Source organism: Agrobacterium rubi TR3 = NBRC 13261 (genome assembly GCF_000739935.1).
Taxonomy (GTDB): domain Bacteria; phylum Pseudomonadota; class Alphaproteobacteria; order Rhizobiales; family Rhizobiaceae; genus Agrobacterium; species Agrobacterium rubi.
Map to the genome: position 1 here is coordinate 22,514 of NZ_BBJU01000012.1, position 25,355 is coordinate 47,868.

The following is a 25,355-nucleotide window of genomic DNA, read 5'->3' on the forward strand; positions in this document are numbered from 1 at the left end:
AGGTCGGCACGTTCTTAATCCATATCCCGCTTCAATATGTCTATGAGGCGAAATCTCTCGCAAACAAGCTCCATATCGGGCGTAAATCCGCCGTTACAAGCGAAATAAGCCTCGTGTCCAACCCGCCATGTTTCCAGTGTCTGGTCATCTTCGCCTTCTTCAAAAGCGAATGCCGCGTCTACGGCATCGAACCGCCGGATTACCACTTCGACCGTTTCAATGACTGCTGCGGGATGACCCGCACCGTCCAAAACGACATCACGACGCCCAACGACAGGCATAGGGTCGCCTTTTGGGCCAAAGTCACGAAAAGCACCGCATGTTGACGTTTTCTTGCCAGCAAGCACAAGCCCGAGCAGATCATCAGCCAGTTTGGGCGTGTCACCAAACGCGAACGTCACGGCGTTGCGGTATGGCTCCGGCAGATCGATCATACGCTCAAACCACCAAACAAGGTCGGCATATCCAGCGGGCGGAAACCGTAGTGGGTCATCCAGCGGACGTCGGCGTTGAAGAAGTCGCGCAGGTCCGGCATGCCGTATTTCAGCATGGCGATGCGGTCGAGCCCCATGCCCCAGGCAAAGCCTTGATACTCATCCGGATCGAGACCACCGGCGCGCAGGACATTCGGGTGGACCATGCCGCAACCGAGGATTTCCATCCAATCGTTGCCTTCGCCGAACTTGACGATGGGGCCGGAGCGGTCGCACTGGATATCCACTTCGAAGCTTGGCTCCGTGAAGGGGAAGAAGGAGGGGCGGAAGCGCATGGTGACGCTGTCGACCTCGAAGAAGGTCTTGCAGAATTCTTCAAGCACCCAGCGCAGATTGCCGACATTCGCCTTCTTGTCGATCACCAGACCCTCCACCTGATGGAACATCGGCGAGTGGGTTGCGTCCGAGTCCTGACGATAGGTCTTGCCGGGAATAACGATGCGGATCGGTGGCTTCTGGGATTCCATGGTGCGGACCTGCACCGGCGAGGTGTGCGTGCGCAGAACCTTGCGCTCACCGTTTTCATCCGGCTGGAAAAAGAACGTGTCGTGCATTTCGCGGGCCGGATGTCCCTCGGGGAAATTCAGCGCCGTGAAGTTGTAATAGTCGGTCTCGATATCCGGGCCTTCGGCGATGGAAAAACCCATATCGGCGAAAATGGCGGTGATCTCATCGACGATCTGACTGATCGGATGGATGCGGCCACGTTCTGCCGGCGACTGGCGAACCGGCAGGCTGATATCCAGCGTTTCGGCCTTCAGGCGCGCTTCGATGGCCGCGTCCTTCAACTCTGCCTTTCGGGCGGAAATCAGATCCGTAACTTCGGTCTTCAACTGGTTGATGGCGGCACCGCGTGTCTGGCGCTCTTCCGGTGTCATCGAGCCCAGCGTCTTCAAGAGCTCGGAAACAGAGCCCTTTTTACCCAGCGCGGAAACGCGCACGGCTTCGATGGATGCTTCATCTCCGGCAGCCGCGATGTCCGACATCAATTGCGATTTCAAGGTATCCAGTTCGGTCATATTTTCCTGCCTCGCCTGGGCTTTAGCCTGCGGCTTCGGGTTTAACAGCATTCTTCAGATATTCGGTCGCCACTATAAAGCGTTGCAGATCACTACCCATCTGCACGCGCCCAATCAACCGTGCGAGCGGCAAAAAACGGCTGAGAACATGCACCAGCCTGCGCAATTCGGCGATTGCCGCTTTCGGCGCACGCGATGCCCACGCGTTGTAAGCAGCATCGAGTGTGTCCCTGCCGTTTTGGGCGAGTGTGCTGAGGGGGAGAAACAGCAGCCATAGATCGCGCGCCTGCGCGGTTTCAAGCGGCATCGCCGCTTCCGGCTCCTCTTCGAAATCCATGAAACCGATGCGGCCATCGCTCAGAAAGAAGTCTCGAACGTGCGGGCGGCCATGGCACAGGCCAGCCGCATGCAGGTTCCCGATCGCTGCGGCGCAGTCGATCAGCAACGCATCATGGCTGGCATCACCGCCTCGACGTTTGCTTTTGAGCGTGCGTTGAACGGTTGGCCCGACATCCGATAGAACGATCGCTGTCTCCGACGCGTAGATAATCTCCGGAACCGGAAAACCCTTATCCCCGAACGCAATCATTCGGCGCTTCTCACGCGCCATCATGGCACCAGGCGCTAGGATGGGGGATGGCTTGAGGAATTTATAGGGCAGCGCCGATGCGGCAAGTGATTGAAGCTTCAGCCACCACGGCGCTTTTTCGGCACCCTGTCGCTTGATCCATACCGAGCCGACAGACAGATGCAGTTGCTGCACGCGGCCTTCGCTGGCCAAAAGAGCCTGCATCAGGGCAGCAATATCCGCGTCCTCAAGATGGACGTGAAATCCCTTTGCTTGCTCTTGTGGGTCTGCGGCCTCTAGCATTCCATACTCACATGCAGGTCGCGCCTGCTTGGGCGGCTTTGCAATCACCTGAAAACAGCAAAACCCGCACCGGTGGCCGGCGCGGGTTTCAAATGAACAACAGATTGTCCGCGCCGTAATTACTTTACAGCGGTTTCAAATTCGTTGGTGGTGCCAGCATCCTTGAGGTACTCAAGAGCCTTCTTGGCGCTATCGACGAGAACGCCGAATGCTGCTGGCTCATGAATTGCCATGTCGGACAGAACCTTGCGGTCGACTTCGATGCCAGCCTTGTTCAGGCCGTCGATGAAACGGCCATAGGTCAGGCCGAATTCGCGAACAGCAGCATTGATACGCTGGATCCACAGAGCGCGGAAGTTGCGCTTGTTGACCTTGCGGTCGCGGTAAGCGTACTGCTTGGAACGATCCACAGCAGCCTTGGCGGCGCGGATGGTGTTCTTGCGGCGGCCGTAGAAGCCCTTGGCTGCCTTGAGTGTCTTGGTGTGCTTGGCGCGGGAAGTTACGCCACGTTTTACGCGTGCCATGTCATGATCTCCTTAAAATATCCAAAAGTGCGGAAAAGTCTTAAAGACCGTTCGGCAGGTAGTTCTTGACAACCTTCTTGGCGTCAGCTTCGGCCAGAACCATGGTTCCGCGCGCGTCGCGAATGAACTTGTTGGACCGTTTGATCATGCCGTGGCGCTTACCGGCGGCGGCTGCGAGAACCTTGCCGGTGCCTGTGATCTTGAACCGCTTTTTCGCGGCAGACTTCGTCTTCATCTTGGGCATTTTGCTACTCCATTTTTTGTATCGAAAGACAGGCAGACGAAGCCTGCTTTCAAGCTATTCTAGAACGGCCACGGCATGCCCTGCCGGACCGTTCGGACGCGCTCCTATAACCGCAGTTATGAAAAAGAGCAACGGGGAATGAGAAATTCCCCTGCGACTTCGTCAAAACGCCTGCAAACAGGCGCAATCATGTTACTTTGGTGCCAGAACCATCATCATCTGACGTCCCTCGAGCTTGGGTTCGGCTTCGACCTTGGCAATGGCCACGGTGTCTTCCTTAACCTGCAGCAGAAGCTTCATGCCGAGTTCCTGGTGCGCCATTTCGCGGCCACGGAACTTCAGCGTCACTTTTACCTTATCGCCTTCGTCGAAGAAACGGTTCATCGCCTTCATCTTCACCTCGTAATCGTGGGTGTCGATGTTGGGACGCATCTTGATTTCCTTGACCTCAACGATCTTCTGCTTCTTGCGCGCTTCGGCCGCCTTTTTCTGAGACGAATACTTCAGCTTGCCGAGATCAAGAATCTTGCATACCGGAGGTTCTGCGTTTGGCGAAATCTCAACGAGATCAAGACCGGCGTCTTCTGCCATCTTCAGAGCCTCGTCCGTTGGCATGACGCCAAGGTTCTGGCCTTCTTCATCAATCAGCTGAATCTTGGGAATTCGAATTTCCCTGTTGGAGCGCGGGCCCTCTTTGACGGGGGCATCGGCTTTGAACGGTCTGCGAATGGTCGTATTCTCCTGATCTGTTTCGGGATCGCGTCGGCAAAAACCAGCTTGTCGGTGCAAATGGCGGAAATGTCGTGAATGCCGCCGCGAAGTCAATAGCACGCTTGCGCAAAAAAATCACCTCCTGTCGTGCTTTTTAAGAATTTGCACTACATGAAGGGCAAATTGCAGGAGAATAGAGCCCCTATGACAGAGCAAACCATCGAAACCATTACTGTTGGCCCCACCGGCGACACACGCGAGATCGCAATACTGTCACGCGACGCGCGGGACAGTGACGACGCGCCCACGTTGGTGTGGCTTGGCGGCTACCGTTCGGACATGACCGGCACCAAGGCAGTGGAGCTGGATCGCTTTGCCCAGGAAAACGGTCTGGCATGCATCCGGCTCGATTATTCCGGCCACGGGGCCTCCACGGGCGATTTCAACAAGGGGACGATTTCACGCTGGTTGGAAGAAACTATCGCCGTGCTTCGCCACAAGGCACCCAAGCGTATCGTCGCCGTGGGGTCGTCGATGGGCGGCTGGATTGCGCTGAGGCTAATCGAAGAGCTGCGTAAGGCGGCAAAAGGCCCTGAGGTCGCAGGTTTGCTTTTGATCGCGCCGGCACCGGATTTTACCGCCGCATTGATCGAACCCAATCTTTCGGATGCGGAGAAATTGTCACTCCAAGAACGCGGTTATTTCGAGGAGCCATCGGAGTACAGTGCCGATCCGAACATCTTCACCCGCGACCTGATCGAAGACGGGCGCAACAACCTGGTGCTGCACGGCATCATCCAAACGGGATGCCCGGTTCACATCATTCAGGGCATGAAAGATGAGGATGTGCCTTACATCCACGCACTGACATTGCTGGAGCATCTGCCCGCTGATGATGTGGTGTTGAGCCTTATTCGGGATGGAGACCACCGTTTGTCACGTCCACAGGATATAGAGCGCATGCTGGCGGCGGCCAAAAGCCTTGCTTTGCAGGCAATCCCGCCACGGTCTTAACCATATTATTCATCTTGCGTTCATGGACGCTGAGTTCCGATTGACACATACCCCCACCGTCTCTTAACTTTTCATTAAGATTTTAAGGGACGGGTTTCATGAAGAACGCACCTCGGGCGCTTGCTCTGCTAGTTGCAGTTGCGGCCGCAATATTTTCTGCGGCCTCTGCGCAGGCAGATAACAAGGGCAGCCCGGCCATGGTCACCGGAGGCATCACGTCCCAGCCTATCGGTCATTACGAGTTCTGCCAGAAATATGTGTCCGAGTGCGACATCCGCAGCAAACTGACCCCGCCACCACGTGTGACGGAGTATGGCTGGCAGGTCATTCGCGACGTCAACAAGGATGTCAACGCCACCATCATCGCCATGACCGACATGGAAGTCTATGGCAAGGAAGAAGTCTGGGAATATCCCAAGACGGCGGGCGACTGCGAAGACTTCGTGTTGTTGAAGCGCAAGAAGCTGATCGAGCGCGGCTTTGCGGTGTCAGACCTTCTGATCACCGTCGTTCGCAAGCCCGACGGCGAAGGCCACGCCGTGCTGACGCTGCGCACAAATGACGGCGACTTCATCCTCGACAACCTGACGGATGACGTGAAAATCTGGACCGACACCAACTACACCTACCTGAAGCGCCAGGCCTCCTTCAACACAGGCCGCTGGGTCTCGATCGAAGACGGTCGTGACGTTCTGGTCGGCGCGCTGCGCTGATACCATTGCCCTGGCATGGGCGATGGATCGTGCCAGGGCCCAAATGCCATTTTAGCTTGAACACATATGGCTAAATCCCTATCATGGGGTCCACGACCAATGCTGACAGGATGTGTTCGACATGGATTTTAACCCAACAACAACAGCCACCCTTCTTGTTGTTTTCGGGAACATCCACGCACATGCTTGCCTCCATAACGCTATCCAATATCAGCTGGTCCACCCCTGAAGGGCGCCCCCTCTTTTCCGACTTGACACTCAGTTTCGACAACAAACGAACCGGCCTCGTCGGTCGCAATGGCGTCGGAAAATCGACGCTGCTCAATCTGATCGCCGGAGATTTGCGTCCGCATGCGGGCAGCATCTCTATCGACGGAACGATCGGGACGATGCGGCAGATCGTGCAGGTCGATGCGGATGAGACCATTGCCGATCTTTTTGGCGTTTCCGAAGCGCTCACCACTCTTCGGTGTGCCGAAAGCGGCCAAGCGACGCTTGAACAGCTGGAGATTGCCGATTGGACGCTGGAGGATCGCATGCGGTCTGCGCTTGGTCTTCTTGGTCTTGAAGCGAGCAAGGAGACGCTTCTCTCATCCCTATCCGGCGGGCAGCGCACGCGGGCAGGCTTTGCAGCGCTGGCGTTCCGAAATCCGGATTTCATGCTGCTTGACGAGCCAACCAACAATCTGGACCGCGATGGCCGCTCAACCGTCATCGAGTTTCTGTCGACATGGCACGGCGGGGCGCTGGTCGTCAGCCACGATCGCGAGCTTTTGGGAACGATGGATGCCATCGTGGAACTTACCCCGTCAGGCGCAAAGCGCTATGGCGGCAATTGGAGCCACTACCGCAACCTCAAGGCGATGGAACTTGCCGCTGTCGAACGGGATATGTCCGATGCGGAAAAGCAACTGAACGAGATTGCCCGCAAAACGCAGCAGAGAGCGGAGGCAAAGGCGCGCAAGGACAGCGCTGGGCATCGCAAAGCGGCCAAAGGCGATATGCCGCGCATCGCGCTTGGCGGCATGAAAAACCGCAGCGAAAGCACCGGCGGCAGCCATGCGAGACTGGCGGAAAATCGAGAGAACGGTGCCCTTGAAGCGGTCGAAAGGGCGCGTCGCAAGATCGACATTCTCCAGCCGCTATCCGTTTCGCTTACCTCGACCGGCCTGCCAGCGACGAAAATGGTGTTGCAGATGGATGGCATAACCGCCGGGTACCTGCCCGGCGTGCCTGTCTTGAGCGACTTTTCCTTTGCCATCACCGGGCCGGAGCGGATTGCCATCACTGGCGCCAACGGTTCCGGCAAGTCCACAATGCTCTCGTTGATCACAGGGGCATTGAAACCATGGAGCGGCGATACGAAGCTCTTCACAGAATTTGCCATGCTGGACCAACAGGTCAGTCTTCTGGAAACGTCGGCCTCCATTCTCGACAATTTCCGCCGGTTGAACCCGCAATCGGATGACAATGCATGCCGGGCGGCGCTGGCGCGCTTCATGTTTCGTGCCGATGCAGCCTTGCAGGTTGCGGGGGCGTTGAGTGGAGGCCAGCTTTTGCGGGCGGGCCTTGCTTGCGCGTTGGGCGGCACAGCGCCGCCGCCGCTCCTTATTCTTGACGAGCCGACGAACCATCTGGATATCGACGCGATCGAAGCTGTCGAGGCGGGTTTACGTGCCTATGATGGTGCGCTTCTTGTCGTCAGCCACGACAGGGCTTTTCTGGAGGCGATCGGTATCGAGCGTTATCAGCCAGTGCCTGTGGAGGGCTGATGGCAGTCACCGCTCGGTCAGCAAGCCGGAGGCCATCTGACGAAAGGCTTCGACAGCCTTTGGAAAGGCCGCGCGCGGATCGTCGGCTGCGGCAATCCAGAGTGCTGCATTCAGCACGGCGCCATTCAGCAGCGATGTCGCGGCCTTGGCATCCACAGGCTTGAGTGTGCCGTCGTCAACGAGCGCCTGCACGGTTGTTTCGATGCGGCGCAGGCAGGCGGTCTGGTTGGGCCATTTGGCGGGATCGCCCAGAACGGCCGGGCCGTCCAGCAGCATCACACGCTGAATTTCCGGTTCCAGTGCCATCTCGATATAGGCCGTGCTTTCCGACAAGAGACCAAGCCACGGCGTTTCGGCGCCTTCCTGCACGACGCGCAAACGCGCCAGCATTTCGGCATCGATCTGGTCGATCACCGCCTGGAAGAGGCCCTTTTTGTCACCAAAATTATGGTAAAGCGCGCCGCGTGTGAGGCCTGCATCCGCGGTGATATCATCCATGGAGGATGCGGCGTAACCCTTTGTCGCAAAGGCTTTTCGGGCTGCAATGATAAGCTTTTCACGCGTCTCCTCCACCATCTGCGCTCGTGTTCTTACCGCCATATCGCACACCTCTCACTAACATACGCTCCGTATGCTTATTGACATACGTCACGTATGCGCACTATCTAGACATACGGCGCGTATATCAAATATCGCCTAATAGTAAAACAATCAAAGGCCAATCATCTCGATCTTCGCTCGCCGCATTACGCGCTGAGCGGGACCGGATACGGCTGCCTGAAGCAAGGACCAAGACAATGAGCAAACGCGACGCAGTTTTTCTACCCAATCGACACGCACTCTATGACAAGCACGGCTATTCGCCTGCGATCCGTTCCGGAGAGCTCCTGTTCGTTTCTGGTCAGGTGGGCAGCCGCGAAGACGGATCGACCGAGCCTGATTTCACCAAACAGGTGCGGCTTGCTTTTGACAATCTCAGCGCCGTTCTGGCTGCGGCAGGTGCCTCCTTCGATGATATCGTCGACGTGACAACCTTCCATACCGACCCGGAAAACCAGCTGGAAACGATCATGAGAGTCAAGGAGACCATTTTCAGCGAGAAGCCCTACCCCACGTGGACGGCCATCGGCGTCAACTGGCTGGCTGGCTTCGATTTCGAGATCAAAGTGATCGCCCGCCTTCCTGCAACGGCGTGACATGAAAGGGAGGGCGTTTCCACTTGCCCTCCTTTTCGTCAGCTATTGCCGATGAGAATACCGGCGGCCAGCACCAGCGAGCCGCCCAGCACAACCTGAAACACCGCACGCAGGAACGGCGTTTCCATATAACGGTTCTGGATGAAGGCGATGGCCCAGAGTTCCATGAAGACAATAATGGCGGCAACGGCGGTTGCCGTCCAGAAATGCGAGATGAGGTAGGGCAGCGTGTGGCCGAGACCACCGATAGCCGTCATGATGCCGGATGCGAGGCCGCGTTTCAACGGTGACCCACGCCCGGATAACTTGCCGTCATCATGTGCCGCTTCCGTAAAGCCCATGGAAATACCAGCACCGACCGATGCCGACAGGCCGATGAGGAACGTCTGCCATGTGTCCTGCGTGGCAAAGGCGGCGGCGAAAATGGGGGCGAGTGTCGAGACCGAACCGTCCATCAGGCCCGCCAGACCTGGCTGGACGTAGGTCAGCAGGAATTGCCGTTTCGCGGTTTCTTCCTCTTCGGACTTTGCATCATCGGGCAGATGCTTGCCATCCAGCATGCCGGCAATGTCTTCATGCCCGCGCTCGGCCTCAGCCAGATCGCCCAGCAGCTTGCGCGTAGAGGCGTCCGTCACATGCTTGATCGCCTCATCGTAAAAACGGATGGCCTGCTGTTCCATCTCTTCGGCCTGTGCGCGGATTTTCTCCAGCGGCAGGTTTTTCACCAGCCAATCGGGCTTGCGCTCGTAAAAGCCGCTGACATGCTCGCGACGGATGAGGGGAATGGTCTCGCCGAAGCGATCCTGGTGCATGCCGATCAGCATGTTGCGATGCGCCTGCTCCACCTCGGCCATATCCGCAAATACCTTGGCGGATTGCGGATATTGCCCTTGCAGATGCCCGGCATAGGAACGGTAGATGCGCGCATCGTCTTCTTCCGACGATATGGCAAGGGCGAGAATTTCCTGCTCGCTGAGGGATGAAAACGGGCGCTTTGAGCCGGGTAAGATGCTGCGAAACATGGATCCATCCTTTTTAGAATAATTCTAATTACATCCGCCCGAGTCGAATCGCAAGTTAAATTAGAATCATTCTAATAATTCTGAATGAGCCATGCGCGTCATCTCGTAAAGTCCGCGTGCACCGCCTTCCCGTTTATGAGGAAAGCGAAATTCGAGACTCAATATCACCAAGATTATCTTGAAGGCTGTCGGCGGACATGGTTATTAGTTCGCGGCAGGCGTACCAGGCGGTTCGCCTATGATGCTACTTTCAGGGCTTGAATCGACATGGATCGCAGATCATTTATTCGCCGGGCCGGTGCCGCTGGCGCAGGCGTTACAGCAACCGCTCTTGCCGCACCTGCCCTTGCGCAGGAAAATCCCAAGATCAACTGGCGGATGACCTCGTCCTTCACCAAGGGTCTCGACATTCTCTTCGGTGCGGGCCAGATCGTCGCTGATCACGTAAAGGAAGCATCCGGCGGCAATTTCACCATTCAGCATTTTGCCGGTGGCGAAATCGTGCCTGCCCTTCAGGCGGCAGACGCGGTGACGGCAGGCACAGTCGAAATGGCCCATACCTGCTCTTACTACTATGTCGGCAAGGACCCGACTTTTGCGCTTGGCACATCCATCCCCTTCGGCCTTAACGCCCGCCAGACCAATGCCTGGTTCAACCAGGCGGGTGGCAACGAGTTGCTGAACGAGTTTCTGGCCAAGCACAATATCTACTCCATTCTGCTGGGCAACACCGGCGCGCAGATGGGTGGCTGGTTCCGCAAGGAAATAAACACGATCGACGACCTCAAGGGTCTGAAGATGCGTATCGCCGGCCTCACCGGTCAGGTCATGCAGAAGGTCGGCATCACGCCGCAGCAGATCGCAGGCGGCGACGTCTATGCGGCGCTGGAAAAAGGCACGATCGACGCGACAGAGTTTGTCGGTCCCTATGACGACCAGAAGCTCGGCTTCTACAAGGTCGCGAAATACTATTATTATCCCGCATGGTGGGAAGGTGGCCCGGCCTGCCATGCCTTCGTGAACCTCGAAAAGTTCAACAGCCTGCCGGATAACTACAAGCGTATTTTGAAAGACGCCTGTGCCGCGGGTAGCGCCTCGATGCTGGAGCGGTATGACGCCCGCAACCCGAAGGCGCTGAAGGAGCTGGTGGCGCAGGGCGCGATCCTGCGTCCATTCAGCCAGGAAATTCTAGATGTCTGCCACAAGGCAGCGCTTGAGACCTATGCCGAGCTTTCGTCTGTGAACGAGAACTTCAAGAAGATTTATGAAAGCCAGCAGGCGTTCAAAAAGGACGCCTACCTCTGGGCACAAATTTCCGAATACACCTACGACACCTACATGATGATCCAGCAGCGCAACGGCACGCTGTAATCAACCTTTAAGACGTATTCGAAAGGCCACGCGGTTCTTCCGGGTGGCCTTTTTTGTTGGCTGATACCAGCGTCCATACCTGTCGTTCCCGCCAGGCCAGCGGGCTCATGCCGGTGATGCGGCGAAACTCGCGGTTGAAGTTGGACTTGGTCTGAAATCCGCTTTCAAACATGATCGCCGTGACCGACTGCTCCGTTTCTTCTAACAGGCGGCAGGCATCCTGCACCCGCAACTGGTTGATGTATTGCGAGACATTGCCGCCGGTTGCGCGGTTGATGGCATTGGAAATCTGCCGGCTGGGCAAAGCCAGTTTGCGGGCAAGGCGTGACAGATTGAGGTTTTCGTCGCGGTAGACCCTCTGCTGCGCCATCAACACCTCTAGCCGCGCCATGACCTCGTGATCCCCAGCACTTGCGCCGACCGGTTCGGCATCTGCCTGCGCGGCACTCACGAGCTTCTCCGGCTTGCTGTCACCGGCAACCCAGGCGGTGAGCCCGATCAGAAGAAGACCGAGCAGATTGCCATTGCTGATAATGACACCGGCATTTTCGCCGCGCGCCCAATGGAAATCGATCAGGACAAGAATGTCGAAGACCGCCGACAGGCACAGCGCGGCAGCGGCGAGATAGAGCGCGCGATGGACCGGGACGACGCTTGCAAACTGCGCCTCCTCCAGCCCATCCGGCCCGCGCCTGCCGAGTAGCACGATGGCAATCGCATAGCCGACGAAAAGCACGATAAGGCTCACATCGATGGCGACGGGATAGACTACCAGAAGCATCGCGATCACCACCGGCGGCACGACGATGCTGGCGATATTTGCGGTACTCTCCAGCCGCCAACCGTTCATCAGGCTGCGAAAGCTGGCATAGGCGAGCGGTGGCAACATTGAAGCCATGATCGGCAAGGCAAATCGCAGCCATTCGATCTGATAGCCCCAACGCAAACCGACCAAAGTCGATTGCACCGCGCTGAGCACAATCAGCGCCAGAAACGGGCGATTAGCCTTGCCTTCGCCAGAACCGCGAAGGATCGATGCCAGCATGAGGAAAAGCAGGAGTGCAACGACAAGGGGCAAGGGAACGAACAGCACGTGGGGCAACCTGGATTGTAAACCGACAATGCTTTTACATGAACCAAATCGCGTTCGCGGACGACCTCAAACGTGTTTGAGGGCGTGAAAAAAGTGGAATGCGTTGAGATCGGCCTCGTTGCTCCAACCCAAGAGGCTTTTCGATGCGCTCCATTCTTTCTGCTGTTGTTCTGTCCACGCTTGCCATGACACCCGCATTTGCAGGCGATGATGTCGGCATCCGTGATATCACCATCCACTCCCCTACACGCGGCAAAGATGTTGCCGTGACCGTTTGGTACCCATCCGACGGCAAAGGCGGGACCATCAACGTCGGCGAAAACCGGATTTTCGAAGGGACTGCCGCTCAAAGCAAGGCGCAGATACAATCGGGTCGCTTCCCGCTGGTTCTGTTTTCACATGGATCAGGCGCACGTGGTACGAGTGCCGCTTGGCTCGCCACCGCTCTGGCGCAAGCGGGCTTCATCGTCGCAGCACCGGACCATCCCGGCACCACCAGTGGCGATTCCACCCCTCAGGACACGCCAAAAATCTGGGAGCGCACGGATGATCTTTCCACCATCATCACTTCGCTCACATCAAATGCGCAGTGGTCGCCCTCCATCGATACCAATCGTGTCGGCGTGCTGGGCTTTTCTCTGGGTGGCAGTGCGGCGTTGGAACTGGCCGGCGCGCGGGCCGATCTGGATGCCTATGTGCAATATTGCGTCGATCACGCCACGCAGATGGACTGCACATGGTTCACGGGCGGTCGCGGCTATAAGAACGGGGAGCCGATCGATGTGCCGAAGCTCGATCTGCGCAGCGTCGACAAAGCGCGTTTCGAACAATCAAACCGCGATGAGCGCATCCGCACAGCGGTTCTGGTTGATCCCGGTCTGGAGGTTGCCTTCACGAAAGACAGCCTGAAGGCCATCCCGATGCCGTTGTCCTTCATCAATCTGGGCAGTGTGGGCAACATTCCGGTTTCGGTTCTGTCGGATCAACTCGCCAAGGACGTGCCGCATGCGACCTATGCGCAGGTGAACGATGCGGACCACTTCAGCTTTTTGCCGGTCTGCAAACCGGGTGCGGCAGAGTTTCTGACCTCGGTTGGCGAGATCGATCCGATCTGCACCCCGACGGCCCGGGACCGTGCCGACATCCACGCGCAACTAATAAAGCTGATCGTCGATGCATTTCGCACGACGCTGAAAGCTGGCCAGTGATCACCACCAGACATTAGAACCCTGCCGTTTCAGAAGGCCGGACGAGTGCGCCGGCCTTTATGACATAAAGCTCATCTGCGGCTAAACCCTTCGATCTTAACAATTTTTTCAAACCTCAGTTGCACAAGTTGAGGCAGGACGATCCCGTGGGAAAACAGGGACGTCAGTTCAAAAGCGGGCTTTGGGGAAAGTTAATGATCATCGATAATTTGTTGGCGCGGTTTAAGATACAAACCAAGGTCATCGTGTTCATCGCACCATTCGTGGCAAGTATTCTTGCCGTCGGTCTGTCGGGACTATACGCATCCAACCTGCTGCAAAGCCGCATGGATGTTTCCAACACCATCCTGCAATCCTTGACCGGGTTCAAGGAAGTCTATGGCGGGATGACATCGTTTCTCAGCAATACCAATGACGACACACGCGCCGCGCTGCACCGCCAGCTGGCCGAACAGGCCAATTTTCTGCGCGCGACCGAAGACGGCAATTCCGCAGAGATAAAAGACGCCATCGATCGCACGAAAAATATCGACAAGCAGGTCGATGAATTGTGGACCAGCCATAATCAGGAACAGGCCCTGCGCGCCGGTATGAGCGCGGACCTTGGCACCATCACCCGCGAATTGAACGGCCTGCTGGCCAACGCCACCAACACCAGAAGCACGTTGCAGACCGACGAGGCGAAAGCCAAGCTGCTTTTGCGCGAAGCGGACAAGTTGAACCGCGGCGCCAATGTCATCGCGACCGTCGTCACCGATTTCAACAAGGCGACCGCGCCCGAAGACAAGACAGCTGTCGTGAAAGCTGCCATCGGCACGCTGGAAAGCACCGTCAAGGAACTGGTCGCCATCGCGACCGTCGATCAGAAGATGATCTTCGAGCAGATGGCCGACGGCGTGGCACAAATCCGTGGACAGCTGGATATCGGCATCGTCAATGACAGCACGGTTGGCACCATCGACCGCGTGGTCAACCTCATGCGTCCCGCCACCATCCGCCTTCAGGGATTTGCCAGCGTCAAATCGCGCCAGGCAACGGAAGTATTCGGCAAGCTGGATCAACCCATCGAACAGGCAACGGCATTTCTCGCAACGGCCCGCCAGATTGCAGACGATGCCAAGAACCTCGAGCTTGAAATGGCAGGCTATGTGGCGTCGCCGAACAAGGCATCGCTCGAGAAATTCCGCGACGCTGCATTTCGCCTGAATGTTTCCACCGGCGAAATGACCGTCGACACCAAGATGTCTGAAGCCACGCGCAACAGTGCCAAGGCAATCGATGCTCTGGCCACCAAGCTGGACGCTTCTGCGACTGCCCTTCTGGCGATCTCGCAGCAGCGCAAGGTGGCCTTCAGCATGGCGGAAGAGGAAATCCGCAGCGTCTGGGCCAGCTTGACGGCCTTTGCCGAAAAGCAACGCACCGCAGCGGATACCGAGCGCAGCAAGGCCAATGATATCTCGCTGTCTGCTATGGTCATTGGCGTGCTCGTTGCGATTTTCGCTGGCATCGGTCTGGTGATGACTTTCAAGGGACCGATCCTCGGCATCGTCAGCGCCATGAAGCGTCTGGCCAAGGGCGAGATCGACATTCCGCTCAACGGCAAGAATCGTCATGACGAAATCGGTGACATGGCGCGTGCGCTTGAAGTCTTTAAGGAAAATGCCGAAGAGCGCATTCGTCTCGAAGCGGCAACGCAGGAACAGCGCGCATCCGCCGAGGCCCAGCGCCATTCCAACGACAGCGAGCGCAAGGAACTCGACCGCCAGATCCAGTTTGCCGTCAGCGCGCTTGCCGGTGGCCTGGAGCGGCTGTCTGCCGGCGATATCTCCACCACGATCGACACACCGTTCAATGACCGTCTGGAGCAGCTTCGCATCGACTTCAACCGCTCGATGCTGCGGTTGCGCGAAACGATTGGCGGCATTCGCGAAAATGTCGGTGCCATCAGGGACAATGCGCAGCAAATGTCGACATCCTCCGTCGACCTTTCCCGCCGCACAGAACGTCAGGCTGCATCGCTTGAAGAAACGGCAGCGGCCGTGGACGAGGTCAACTCCAACATGCGCAACGCAGTGGACCGCGCGCGTGAGGCCAACACCATCGTCGACAAGACCCGCCGCAACACCGAGGACTCGCTCGTTATCGTTCGCAATGCGGTATCGGCCATGCAGCGGATCGAAAAAGCGTCCCAGACCATCGGTAACATCACCGAGGTGATCGATTCTATCTCGTTCCAGACCAACCTGCTTGCGCTTAATGCCGGTGTCGAAGCCGCACGTGCGGGTGAAGCAGGCAAGGGCTTTGCCGTGGTTGCGCATGAGGTTCGCGAATTGGCGCAGCGGTCCGCCGCTGCCGCCAAGGAAATCCGCGAGCTGATTGCCGTGTCCACCAAGGAAGTCGCTGCAGGCTCCAGCCTGGTGACACAGACAGGCGATGCGCTGGCCCAGATCGGCACGCAGATCGCCGATGTCAGCGCCCATGTCGAGCAGATTACCCAGGCCACACAGGACCAGTCTGTTGCCATGCAGCAGATCAACAGTTCCGTTGGCGAAGTTGACTTGCTGACCCAACAGAATGCGGCGATGGTGGAAGAAACGAGTGCTGCCAGCGAACAGCTGAATGAGGAAACTGATCAGTTGTTGAGCCTGCTGGAACAGTTCCGTCTGGCGACAGCCCAGAGCACACGTCGGGATCAACGCGTCGCGGCATAACGCCAAACGGCTGAACCATTGATTGAACGCGCGGACGGTTTCGTCCGCGCGTTTTTTGTTTTTTTGCTGGTTTTCGATGGTCACCGGCAGCTCGCGGAAAGTTCAACGCGGTTTTTGCGATCATTTCCTGGTCGTAAAGATTGGATTCAGCCTTTTTTGATAATTTGTCGTTAGTCATACTTTTTCATGGTCCAGGGTGTCGCTTACCGCGTCTGCCCGCTTGTTTTGCGTACGGGTTCTCATGCATCGATCGACAGTGCCAGCTTTTGTTCTAGCCTGCCTATCCCTCACGGCCTGTACATCCAGTACCGGTCCTGAAGGGTTGATGGCGGGGATTCCGTCCAAGGAAACCACCAGTTCCGTGACACCTTCCGCGCCCGTGCCGCAGGCCAGCGTCGGGCAATCGCAAGCACCACTTCGTGCCGAACCGTCCCAGAAGGTTCTAGCCTGGGGTGGGCCGGTGCCTGCCGAATCTCCCGCCTTCGCAGCCGTAGATCATCAGTCTGCTATGCCTGCCATGAACAGGCCGATGGCGCCGCAAGCGGGTGTCATCTCGCCCAGTGAGCGCCCGGTACAGATGGCGATGGCCGCTGCCCCTGCCATGAATGCGGGACCTGCGGTGCGTTCGCGCATCTTCCGCTCCAATTTCAGCGATGCAAAACCGATCAATTTCGGCAGCGTCACACCCCGGCATTTCCCGGTTCACGGCGTGGATGTCTCCCGCTGGCAGGCCAATATCGATTGGGAACGCTTGAGATCACGCGGTGCCAACTTCGCCTTCATCAAGGCGACCGATGGCGGCGATCATCTGGACCCGATGTTCAAGACCAACTGGAACCGCGCCAAGGCCGCAGGCGTCAAACGCGGTGCCTACCACTTCTTCTACTGGTGCCGCGCTGCAAGCCACCAGGCAGAATGGTTCATTCGCAACGTGCCGCGTGACCCGGATGCGCTACCGCCGGTGATCGACGTGGAATATAACGGCGAATCCAGCTGCAAGATGCGCCTGCCGCGCGCCAAGGTGCTGGAAAAGATGCAAGTGTTCATGGACATGCTGGAGCGCCATTACGGCAAGCGCCCAATCATCTACACGGCCCCGGATTTCTACAAAGACCATCTTTCAGGTGAGTTCCAGAACTATCCTTTCTGGCTGCGGGCCGTGGCCCAGCATCCATCCAAGGTCTATCCAGACCGCAAATGGCTGTTCTGGCAATATTCCGGCTCTGGCCTGTCGCATGGCGTGGACGGCAAGATCGACCTCAACGTGTTCAGCGGCAGCGAAGAAGCTTGGCAGCGCTGGTCGTCGCGCGGATAATCGGCGGACTATTTCGAAAACCTCTTGGCGCCCGCCACGCAGGCAACGACACCCAGTGTGACGACCAGCATCGCCACACTGACCGGCTCGCCCAGAAGCGTGGCGGCCAGCACGAGCCCGAAGAAGGGTTGCAGCAATTGCAACTGCCCAACAGCGGCAATGCCGCCCAGCGCCAGCCCGCGATACCAGAAGATGAAGCCAATCAGCATGCTGAGCAGCGACACGTAAAACAGCCCGCCCCAGGCCGCGGTCGAAATGCCACCCACGGATGTCGGCATGGTGAAGAGGGCCAGTGGCAGCATAACGGGCAGCGACAGAACCAGCGCCCAGGAAATGACCTGCCAGCCGCCCAGCCGCCGCGACAGAGTGGCACCTTCCGCATAGCCCAGCCCGCAAACGGCAATGGCACCCAGCATCAGGAGATCGCCACTGAGCGAGGCCTCGCCATCCTGGGTTAGCGCGAACCCGGCAACCAGGCTGCTGCCGAGGCAGGAAAACAACCAGAACGCCGGTCGAGGCCGCTCGCCGCCACGCAGCACCGCAAAGATGGCGGTGGCCAGCGGCAACAAGCCGATGAAGACGATGGAGTGGGCCGAGGTGATGTGCTTGAGCGCAAGAGCCGTCAAAAGCGGAAACCCGACGACGACACCCAGCGCAACGATGGCCAGCGGCACGATATCACCGCGCGCCGGGCGTTTCTGTTGGAAGGCCGACAGCAAAACAAGCGCGAGCAGGCCTGCAATACTGGCGCGGGCGAGCGTCAGAAACGCGGGATCGAAACCTGTGACCGCTATGCGCGTGGCGGGCAGCGATCCGCTGAAAATGACGACGCCAATAAATCCGCTCCACCAGCCACTCGATGTCTTGTCCATTGCATCACTCCATTGTCTCAGAGCTATGCTCCTAAGCGTGTGGCAAGGCCAGAAACAATAAGGTACAGTTTGTAGAAACTGTTATAGTTCTGGGAGCGGTACGGATGGATGGATTTGCGTTTGATACCCATGGCTCCGCGTCCCGCATCGAGACGGTGATGGGCGAGATTAAACGCCGTATTGCGGCCCGCAGCCTGACACCTGGCGCAAAGCTTCCCTCGGTACGCGGCTTTGCCAAGGTGATGCGGGTTTCCACCTCGACCGTGGTTGAGGCCTATGAAAGATTGGTGGCGGAAGGCGCGATCCGCTCGCGCCCCGGCTCGGGGTTTTATGTCGCAAGCACACTTGCGCCCCTGTCTCTCTCCGAGATTGGCCCGAAACTCGACCGTGCCATCGATCCCTTCTGGGTCTCGCGATTGGCACTGGATGGCAAGGCTGACATGGCCAAGCCAGGCTGCGGCTGGATGCCTGCGTCCTGGATGCCGCAGGAGGTGTTGCGCCGCGCCATGCGCACTGTCTCGCGTGGAGATGCGCAGCATTTGAGCGAATACAGCACACCGCTCGGGCTGTTGCCCATGCGGCAGTTGCTGTCGCGGCGCCTGGCAGAACAGGGTGTGCATGCCGGTGCCGAACAGATCATGCTGGTCGATTCCGGTACGCAAGCCATCGATCTTCTATGCCGCTTCCTGCTGGAGCCGGGGCAGACCGTGCTGGTGGACGACCCCTGCTATTTCAATTTCCATGCGCTGCTGCGTGCACATCGCGTGAACGTCGTTGGCGTTCCCTATACGCCGACCGGGCCTGATGTCGCCCTGTTCGAGCAGGCGCTGAGCGAGCACAGGCCGCGGCTCTACATCACAAATTCTGCAATCCACAATCCGACCGGTGCGGCTTTATCCCCTTTCACCGCGCACCGGGTGCTGATGCTGGCGGAACCTGCCAATCTCACCATCATCGAAGACGACATTTTCGCTGATTTCGAAGAACAGAAGGCGCCGCGTCTGGCCAGTTTCGATGGTCTGAACCGAGTGGTGCAGATCGGCAGTTTTTCCAAGACCCTGTCGGCGTCCATGCGCTGCGGCTACATCGTCCCGCCCAAAGACTGGATCGAGCCGCTGACGGACTTGAAAATTGCGGCACACTTTTCCGGCAGCCAACTCTGCGAGGCACTGGTCTACTCTGCGCTGAAGGACGGTCACTACCGCCGCCATATGGATGCGCTCAAAGCCAGATTATCGCGGGTGCGGATCGAGACGATCGCGAAATTGGGCACGCTTGGCATCACGCCCTGGATCGAGCCACAGGCGGGCCTTTTTCTGTGGTGCACCTTGCCGGCCGGTGTCGATGCGGCAGCGGTTGCGCGCCATGCACTGGCGAAACATATCGTGCTCGCACCGGGGCAAATCTTCAGCCAATCAACAGATGCTGGGCGTTATATGCGCTTCAATGTTTCGCAGTGCGAAGGGGCAGATTTGTTCGAAATCCTCCAGCAAGCGCTGATATCTGCACAAACGAACTCATAAACTGAATATTACAGTTTTCTTACATGTCTGGAACCAAACGCGTATTCTTGCATTTTCTCCGCATAGTAGAGGAGAAAAGACCATGACATTCGATCCAAACCTGCCACGCGATCCAAACCTGCGTCCTGATCGCCCCGAACTGCGCACAACGCCTGAAGCCGCACGCAAGTCGCCCGGCTGGGCACCATGGCTTGCCGTCATCGCCGTCCTTCTGGTCGGCGGCTTCATCTGGATGCAGATGAGCGCTCCATCGGCGACAGACCCAACGACGACCTCGTCGACGACACCGCCAGCAGTGAGCGACCAGGCCCCGGCACCAGCGCCGATGACACCGGCTGCGCCAACCGACACAACACCTGCTTCGCCCAACACAGGCGGCACGCAGACACAGCCATAAGCGCTAAGCTCGCTATGTAAATTAGGAACCGCTTGCCTTCGGGCAGGCGGTTTTTTGTTTGAGATCAGAAGCCTTGGAAGAGGAAGTCTGTTGCAGCAACGATATCGTCGCGTCGATTGGAAAGGTCGGCTACGAAATCTCCAATTTCCTGAATCGGGACCGCCACCATTCTTTGGGTCGCCATCACGAAAACCTCGCCCCTAATCGTAAAGCGAGGACTGAGTTTCGCCAATGACCATGTGAGCTGATCGGCAGGATAGAGCGGTGCAACAACACGCGTTTTCAAGTCGTCCAGGATATCTGCTTGAAGATCCAGCAACAAAATATGGCCGCCGACCATTCTGTAGACACAGAACCGCGCCATTAGAACTTGCGGTATTGGGCTAGCGGCAGACCGTGTTTCTCGACATATTCGTTTTCAAGTCGGATAGCCTCGGCATTCTCCAACCGCCATAAGCGTTCACGTTCTGCTTTGATGGCGTGGGTGATGCCCTCTTCGGCTGCGCGGGAAATGTTGATCTTCAGTTCGCGTGCCTGTTCCACAAGGACACTGTCCAAGGAAAGATTAGCGGCTTTTCTTGCTGTCGATGCCATGACAACCTCCGACGTTGATGCGCATAGTCTATACGCATCAAGCATGAAGGCAAGATCAATCGTCGCTCATCTTCAGCGCTGCGATGAACGCTTCCTGGGGGATGTCCACCTTGCCGAACTGACGCATGCGCTTCTTGCCTTCCTTCTGCTTGTCCAGAAGTTTGCGCTTACGTGTCGCGTCGCCGCCGTAGCATTTCGCGGTTACGTCCTTGCGCATGGCAGAGATCGTCTCACGCGCAATGACGTTGCCACCAATAGCAGCCTGAATGGGGATCTTGAACATGTGGCGCGGGATGAGGTCTTTCAGCTTTTCGCACATGTCGCGGCCACGCTTGTCGGCGGCGGTGCGGTGCACGAGCATGGAAAGTGCATCCACCGGCTCGCCATTGACCATGATCGACATCTTCACGAGATTGCCTTCGCGGTAACCATCAAGATGGTAATCGAACGAGGCGTAACCCTTGGAGATGGACTTCAGGCGGTCGTAGAAATCGAACACGACTTCGTTGAGCGGCAGCTCATAGGTGAGCATGGCGCGCTTGCCGACATAGGTCAGTTCGGTCTGAACACCGCGACGGTCCTGACACAGTTTCAGGATACCGCCGAGATAATCGTCAGGCGTCAGGATGGTCGCCTTGATCCATGGCTCGCGTATCTCGGAAATCTTGACGACGTCGGGCATATCCGCCGGGTTGTGCAGTTCGCGCTCGGACCCGTCGGTCATCGTCAACTGATAGACCACCGAAGGGGCGGTTGCGATGAGGTCGAGATCGAATTCACGCTCGAGGCGCTCCTGAATGATTTCCAGATGCAGCAGGCCGAGGAAGCCGCAGCGGAAACCAAAGCCGAGAGCTGCGGACGATTCCATTTCGAACGAGAAGGACGCATCGTTGAGGCGCAGCTTGCCCATGGCGGCGCGCAAATCCTCGAAATCGGCAGCGTCGACCGGGAACAGGCCGCAGAACACCACGGGCTGGGCGGGCTTGAAGCCGGGCAGAGCCTGCGCGGTGGGGCGCTTGTCTTCGGTGATGGTATCACCGACGCGGGTATCGGCCACTTCCTTGATCGAACCGGTGATGAAACCGATTTCGCCTGGGCCGAGGCTATCGACAGCCACCATCTTAGGGGTCAGAACGCCAACGCGCTCCACCTGATATTTCGCATCTGTGCCCATCATGCGGATGGTCTGGCCCTTGGTCAGCACGCCATCGAGCACGCGCACCAGAACCATGACGCCGAGATAGGTATCGTACCAGCTATCGACCAGAAGCGCTTTCAAGGGACCCTTTTCACCAAGCTCGCTTTTCGGCGGCGGCAACTGGTGGACGATGGCTTCCAAAACGTCGGGAATGCCAAGGCCTGTCTTGGCCGAAATCAGCACGGCCTGTGACGCATCGATGCCGATGACTTCCTCGATCTGTTCGCGAATGCGATCCGGTTCGGCGGCAGGAAGGTCGATCTTGTTCAGGACGGTGACGATCTCATGGTCGTTATCGATGGCCTGATAAACGTTTGCCAGTGTCTGCGCTTCCACGCCCTGGGATGCATCCACCACCAGAAGCGAACCTTCGCAGGCCGAGAGCGAGCGCGAGACTTCATAAGCGAAGTCGACATGGCCGGGGGTGTCGATGAGGTTCAGCACATAGATTTCGCCGTTATTCGCCTTGTAGTGTAGGCGCACGGTCTGTGCCTTGATGGTGATGCCGCGTTCGCGCTCGATATCCATATTGTCGAGCACCTGCTCGGACATGTCGCGCTCGGCAAGGCCGCCCGTCGACTGGATCAACCGGTCGGCAAGGGTGGATTTGCCGTGATCGATATGGGCAACGATGGAGAAGTTGCGGATATGGTCAAGGGGCGTGCGGGTCGAATGTGTGCTCATGCTTCGCGCTATAGCAGGGGCTCTTGCGCTGGAAAAGCAGGAATTTGGTGAAAAGCCTTTTAAGTTGGGCTTTTTTCCACCGGCAACCGACGGGATGCGGCGATGGAATGAAGAGGATCATAAACTCCCTTGACCGATTTCGACGTTCCAAAACGCACATTCCATTATCATGGATATTGACTCCATCATATGAGATAAATATTCTCCGATAATGGAAAACGGAACCGACACTTTCGAACGCTCTATCGCAGAACGCATCAAACATCTGCGAACACAAGGCACCCTCACACTCGACCAGCTCGCCAGCGCCTCGGGCGTCAGCCGCGCCATGATCTCCCGCATAGAACGCGGAGAAGCCAGCCCCACGGCAGCTCTTCTGGCGCGCATCTGCGCGGCCCTTGGGCTTTCGCTGTCAGGTTTCTTTGCCGAGGATGAACAGACCACGTCACCGCTGATGCGAAAAGACGATCAACTGACCTGGAAAGACCCTGAAACCGGCTACACGCGTCGGGTCATCTCCCCACCGCGGGTGGAGTCCGACATCGATATCGTCGAGGTGGATTTTCCGGCCCATGCACGGGTCAGCTTCCCACCACATGCCGCAAGCCGCGGCATGACGCAATATGTCTGGCTGCTGGAGGGCACGCTTGAGATGACGACAGGTGGCGAGGTCTACCAGATGGCGCCCGGCGACTGCCTGTTCATGCCCGTTAGCGACGGACACATATTCCACAACCCGTCCGACACCGCCGCCCGCTATGCCGTGGTGCTGGATCAGCGCAAGCGCTGACATCTCAGGAGTTTCGAATGACATGTATCCGTATGCTGACCGGCGAGGAGACCCTGGCCGCACTACCGGACCTTTGCGAAGTCCTGTCCGATTGCGTCAATGACGGCGCCTCCGTCGGCTTCATGCTGCCTTTTGCGCCAGCCGATGCGACGGCGTTTTGGCAGAATGTGGCGAAGACGGTGGAGAGTGGTCATACCATTCATGTGGTGGCAGAAGTTGACGGCAAAATCGTCGGCACCGTGCAGGTGGAACTTGCCTCCAAACCCAACCAGCCGCACCGTGGTGATCTGATCAAACTGCTGGTGCATCGCTCTTCGCGTGGCCTTGGTCTGTCGCGCAAGCTTATGGAACGTGCGGAAACCGAGGCGGCCAGTCGCGGCAGAACGCTTTTGGTGCTGGACACGGCCACTGGCAGCACAGCCGAAGCGATATACCCTCGATTCGGCTGGGAGCGCGTCGGCGTCATTCCCGACTATGCGCTGTTTCCAGATGGCACCGCTTGCAGCACGACTTTGTTCTACAAGCGGATCGGTTAGCCGCACCAACGGTCAAAATGGCGCAGATCACCACTTGCAAAGGTGCGCCTGCTGACGAAACATGCCTTCATTCTTCTCAATGCACATGAGGTCACGATGGCAGACGCAGTCGCCAAACCACGCATTTCCATTGTCTACTGCACCCAGTGCAACTGGCTCCTGCGCTCCTCCTGGATGGCGCAGGAGTTGCTGCACACATTTGCCGACAGCCTCGGCGAGGTGGCGCTGATCCCAGCAACGGGTGGACGTTTTGAAATCCTGGTGGACGGAAACATCATCTGGGAACGCAAACGCGATGGCGGCTTTCCCGGCGCAAAAGAGCTCAAGCAGCGTGTTCGCGATGTCATCGACCCCGGCCGGGACCTCGGCCATCTCGATCGTGCGAAGAACGAAGGTCTGGACACCTGATTCTCGAGGTCATTCAGGCGAGGAGTTGCAACCCGTCTGAGACGGTCTCCAGCACATATGTCGATTTTTTCGCTGAAAATTCAACGATCGTCACAAAACTTCAAAATCTCTGTTGACACCAGACGGCTGCCCCCGTACATGGCTCCTCGTCGCCCAGATGGCGGAATTGGTAGACGCGCCAGCTTCAGGTGCTGGTACTCGAAAGGGTGTGGAGGTTCGAGTCCTCTTCTGGGCACCATTCCATTTTTGATCTTAGCCAGATCAATCACTTAGCCAAAAAATTGATACAGAAAACAGCGCCTTCGGGCGCTTTTTGCGTTGTGGCTCGCTACCGCGTCATGGCACCACATTGCCTACAAATCCAAACACGATGGCTGGATCACTGGCCGCTGGATGTGGCGCCTTCGTTGGGAGAATGTTCTTCGCAATTGGGTGTGCAGGAGAGAACCGTGCGGGCCGTCTGGCGGAAAACGCGGACGGTGTTGCCTTCGTCGATGGAAACGAGCACGCGCTGGTCGACGATGGCGTTGCCGTCACTGTCCAAAAGCACGAGATTGGTCGTGCCGAAACTGCGGCCGGTGAGAACGATGGTCGTGGCATCCGCAACGGTGGCGTCTGCGACCTTAGAGTTACCGATGATGACCTTGCTGACGGGTCTATCCAGCTTCAGAACGCGGGCGTGGTTCATGGAAACGCGCAGCATGTCGTCGTCGCTGGACATCGCCGTTGCCGGCATGACGCCAAGCAGGGCAAATGTAACAGCAATTCTGGCCACGAAAGCGGATGACATGGATATGGGCAGCCCTGGTTGACGCATCACACGGTCTTTAATCCAACACACCATGCGCCGGATTGGTGAATCAACGGTTAAACCCAATTCCCATAATGAGATGGCGCGATGCCGGTGTAACAAATATAGATTTGGATGATATTGATGCATCACAATGATACAGAAATTGTATCATCTTAGGAATTGCCGCTATGAGAAAAACGACACAAAACCTTTGAGAATAAACGCATCTAAAGCTATATAAAAATTGATATTATACTTTGATATATTGTTTACTACGATGAA

27 protein-coding genes and 1 tRNA gene are annotated in these 25,355 nt (G+C 57.5%); 14 read left to right on the top strand and 14 right to left on the bottom strand.

The annotated features are described in order from the left end of the window. Positions 1–14: 14 nt before the first annotated feature. From RRU01S_RS09435 to infC, 6 genes are all read right to left on the bottom strand, one after another. Positions 15–434, bottom strand: coding sequence for an ASCH domain-containing protein (locus RRU01S_RS09435; protein ID WP_045230033.1), 420 nt, complete (start codon positions 432–434; stop codon positions 15–17). Beyond that, complete coding sequence (pheS, locus tag RRU01S_RS09440; RefSeq protein WP_045230220.1) at positions 431–1,513, bottom strand: phenylalanine--tRNA ligase subunit alpha; 1,083 nt, start codon at positions 1,511–1,513, stop codon at positions 431–433. The genes RRU01S_RS09435 and pheS overlap by 4 nt, the downstream gene beginning before the upstream one ends. A gap of 22 nt (positions 1,514–1,535) precedes the next feature. Continuing rightward, positions 1,536–2,384 (bottom strand): BUD32 family EKC/KEOPS complex subunit, encoded by an 849-nt coding sequence (locus RRU01S_RS09445; protein WP_045230034.1) that lies wholly within the window; start codon positions 2,382–2,384, stop codon positions 1,536–1,538. A 119-nt stretch (positions 2,385–2,503) separates the two neighbouring features. Continuing rightward, positions 2,504–2,908, bottom strand: coding sequence for a 50S ribosomal protein L20 (rplT, locus tag RRU01S_RS09450; RefSeq protein WP_045230035.1), 405 nt, complete (start codon positions 2,906–2,908; stop codon positions 2,504–2,506). 40 nt (positions 2,909–2,948) lie between these two features. Then, positions 2,949–3,152: a 50S ribosomal protein L35 gene (gene rpmI, locus RRU01S_RS09455; protein WP_045230036.1), complete on the bottom strand. Its 204-nt coding sequence runs from the start codon at positions 3,150–3,152 to the stop codon at positions 2,949–2,951. A 192-nt stretch (positions 3,153–3,344) separates the two neighbouring features. Further along, complete coding sequence (gene infC / locus RRU01S_RS09460; RefSeq protein WP_081880045.1) at positions 3,345–3,881, bottom strand: translation initiation factor IF-3; 537 nt, start codon at positions 3,879–3,881, stop codon at positions 3,345–3,347. 186 nt (positions 3,882–4,067) lie between these two features. Here infC and RRU01S_RS09465 point away from each other — a divergent pair, with 186 nt between their 5' ends. The 3 genes from RRU01S_RS09465 (at position 4,068) to RRU01S_RS09475 (ending at position 7,362) form a co-directional block, all read left to right on the top strand. Further along, positions 4,068–4,877, top strand: a complete 810-nt coding sequence (locus RRU01S_RS09465) for an alpha/beta hydrolase (RefSeq protein ID WP_045230038.1) — start codon at positions 4,068–4,070, stop codon at positions 4,875–4,877. Positions 4,878–4,975: 98 nt separating this feature from the next. Further along, positions 4,976–5,590, top strand: coding sequence for a transglutaminase-like cysteine peptidase (locus RRU01S_RS09470; protein ID WP_045230039.1), 615 nt, complete (start codon positions 4,976–4,978; stop codon positions 5,588–5,590). Between the two features lie 182 nt (positions 5,591–5,772). Further along, entirely contained in the window at positions 5,773–7,362 is a 1,590-nt protein-coding gene (locus tag RRU01S_RS09475; protein ID WP_045230040.1) for an ABC-F family ATP-binding cassette domain-containing protein, read from the top strand. A gap of 6 nt (positions 7,363–7,368) precedes the next feature. On the opposite strand, the gene RRU01S_RS09480 is transcribed toward RRU01S_RS09475, so the two are convergent. Continuing rightward, positions 7,369–7,962 carry a TetR/AcrR family transcriptional regulator gene (locus tag RRU01S_RS09480; protein ID WP_045230041.1) on the bottom strand — a complete coding sequence of 198 codons (594 nt, stop codon included), beginning with the start codon at positions 7,960–7,962 and terminating at the stop codon, positions 7,369–7,371. Positions 7,963–8,159: 197 nt separating this feature from the next. Between RRU01S_RS09480 and RRU01S_RS09485 the strand changes: the two genes are divergently transcribed. Continuing rightward, on the top strand, positions 8,160–8,558 hold the full coding sequence (locus RRU01S_RS09485) for a RidA family protein (protein ID WP_045230042.1): 399 nt from the start codon (positions 8,160–8,162) through the stop codon (positions 8,556–8,558). A 38-nt stretch (positions 8,559–8,596) separates the two neighbouring features. On the opposite strand, the gene mbfA is transcribed toward RRU01S_RS09485, so the two are convergent. After that, the gene (gene mbfA / locus RRU01S_RS09490) at positions 8,597–9,580 is read right to left on the bottom strand and encodes an iron exporter MbfA (protein WP_045230043.1); all 984 of its coding nucleotides are present in this window, start codon (positions 9,578–9,580) and stop codon (positions 8,597–8,599) included. Between the two features lie 267 nt (positions 9,581–9,847). On the opposite strand from mbfA, the gene RRU01S_RS09495 reads away from it, so the two are divergent. Beyond that, positions 9,848–10,951 (top strand): TRAP transporter substrate-binding protein, encoded by a 1,104-nt coding sequence (locus RRU01S_RS09495; RefSeq protein ID WP_045230044.1) that lies wholly within the window; start codon positions 9,848–9,850, stop codon positions 10,949–10,951. 7 nt (positions 10,952–10,958) lie between these two features. On the opposite strand, the gene RRU01S_RS09500 is transcribed toward RRU01S_RS09495, so the two are convergent. Further along, positions 10,959–12,044, bottom strand: a complete 1,086-nt coding sequence (locus tag RRU01S_RS09500) for a helix-turn-helix domain-containing protein (RefSeq protein WP_045230045.1) — start codon at positions 12,042–12,044, stop codon at positions 10,959–10,961. A gap of 143 nt (positions 12,045–12,187) precedes the next feature. On the opposite strand from RRU01S_RS09500, the gene RRU01S_RS09505 reads away from it, so the two are divergent. The 3 genes from RRU01S_RS09505 (at position 12,188) to RRU01S_RS09515 (ending at position 17,278) form a co-directional block, all read left to right on the top strand. Beyond that, positions 12,188–13,252, top strand: coding sequence for an alpha/beta hydrolase family protein (locus tag RRU01S_RS09505; protein WP_045230046.1), 1,065 nt, complete (start codon positions 12,188–12,190; stop codon positions 13,250–13,252). Between the two features lie 194 nt (positions 13,253–13,446). Further along, a complete protein-coding gene (locus RRU01S_RS09510; protein WP_045230047.1) occupies positions 13,447–15,963 on the top strand; it encodes a methyl-accepting chemotaxis protein in 2,517 nt (838 codons plus the stop codon). Between the two features lie 241 nt (positions 15,964–16,204). Further along, on the top strand, positions 16,205–17,278 hold the full coding sequence (locus RRU01S_RS09515) for a glycoside hydrolase family 25 protein (protein ID WP_045230048.1): 1,074 nt from the start codon (positions 16,205–16,207) through the stop codon (positions 17,276–17,278). Between the two features lie 8 nt (positions 17,279–17,286). On the opposite strand, the gene RRU01S_RS09520 is transcribed toward RRU01S_RS09515, so the two are convergent. Next, complete coding sequence (locus RRU01S_RS09520; RefSeq protein WP_045230049.1) at positions 17,287–18,150, bottom strand: DMT family transporter; 864 nt, start codon at positions 18,148–18,150, stop codon at positions 17,287–17,289. A 104-nt stretch (positions 18,151–18,254) separates the two neighbouring features. Between RRU01S_RS09520 and RRU01S_RS09525 the strand changes: the two genes are divergently transcribed. Together RRU01S_RS09525 and RRU01S_RS09530 are read left to right on the top strand one after the other, a co-directional pair. Next, on the top strand, positions 18,255–19,673 hold the full coding sequence (locus tag RRU01S_RS09525; protein ID WP_045230050.1) for an aminotransferase-like domain-containing protein: 1,419 nt from the start codon (positions 18,255–18,257) through the stop codon (positions 19,671–19,673). A gap of 82 nt (positions 19,674–19,755) precedes the next feature. Beyond that, positions 19,756–20,070, top strand: coding sequence for a lipase chaperone (locus tag RRU01S_RS09530; protein WP_045230051.1), 315 nt, complete (start codon positions 19,756–19,758; stop codon positions 20,068–20,070). A gap of 64 nt (positions 20,071–20,134) precedes the next feature. On the opposite strand, the gene RRU01S_RS09535 is transcribed toward RRU01S_RS09530, so the two are convergent. From RRU01S_RS09535 to lepA, 3 genes are read right to left on the bottom strand one after another with little or no spacing between them, the layout of a single operon-like run. Further along, positions 20,135–20,434, bottom strand: coding sequence for a CcdB family protein (locus tag RRU01S_RS09535; RefSeq protein ID WP_045230052.1), 300 nt, complete (start codon positions 20,432–20,434; stop codon positions 20,135–20,137). After that, complete coding sequence (locus tag RRU01S_RS09540; RefSeq protein WP_045230053.1) at positions 20,434–20,664, bottom strand: type II toxin-antitoxin system CcdA family antitoxin; 231 nt, start codon at positions 20,662–20,664, stop codon at positions 20,434–20,436. Before RRU01S_RS09540 ends, RRU01S_RS09535 begins: the two co-directional genes overlap by 1 nt. A 55-nt stretch (positions 20,665–20,719) precedes the next feature. Further along, the gene (gene lepA, locus RRU01S_RS09545) at positions 20,720–22,558 is read right to left on the bottom strand and encodes a translation elongation factor 4 (RefSeq protein WP_045230054.1); all 1,839 of its coding nucleotides are present in this window, start codon (positions 22,556–22,558) and stop codon (positions 20,720–20,722) included. A 199-nt stretch (positions 22,559–22,757) separates the two neighbouring features. On the opposite strand from lepA, the gene RRU01S_RS09550 reads away from it, so the two are divergent. The 4 genes from RRU01S_RS09550 (at position 22,758) to RRU01S_RS09565 (ending at position 24,518) form a co-directional block, all read left to right on the top strand. Beyond that, the gene (locus RRU01S_RS09550) at positions 22,758–23,336 is read left to right on the top strand and encodes a helix-turn-helix domain-containing protein (RefSeq protein ID WP_045230055.1); all 579 of its coding nucleotides are present in this window, start codon (positions 22,758–22,760) and stop codon (positions 23,334–23,336) included. 17 nt (positions 23,337–23,353) lie between these two features. After that, entirely contained in the window at positions 23,354–23,872 is a 519-nt protein-coding gene (locus tag RRU01S_RS09555) for a GNAT family N-acetyltransferase (protein ID WP_045230056.1), read from the top strand. Between the two features lie 96 nt (positions 23,873–23,968). Further along, the gene (locus tag RRU01S_RS09560; protein ID WP_045230221.1) at positions 23,969–24,280 is read left to right on the top strand and encodes an Rdx family protein; all 312 of its coding nucleotides are present in this window, start codon (positions 23,969–23,971) and stop codon (positions 24,278–24,280) included. Between the two features lie 151 nt (positions 24,281–24,431). After that, a tRNA-Leu gene (locus RRU01S_RS09565) sits at positions 24,432–24,518 on the top strand. A gap of 141 nt (positions 24,519–24,659) precedes the next feature. On the opposite strand, the gene RRU01S_RS09570 is transcribed toward RRU01S_RS09565, so the two are convergent. Further along, positions 24,660–25,016 (bottom strand): pilus assembly protein N-terminal domain-containing protein, encoded by a 357-nt coding sequence (locus RRU01S_RS09570; RefSeq protein WP_412674287.1) that lies wholly within the window; start codon positions 25,014–25,016, stop codon positions 24,660–24,662. Between the last annotated feature and the right edge of the window lie 339 nt (positions 25,017–25,355).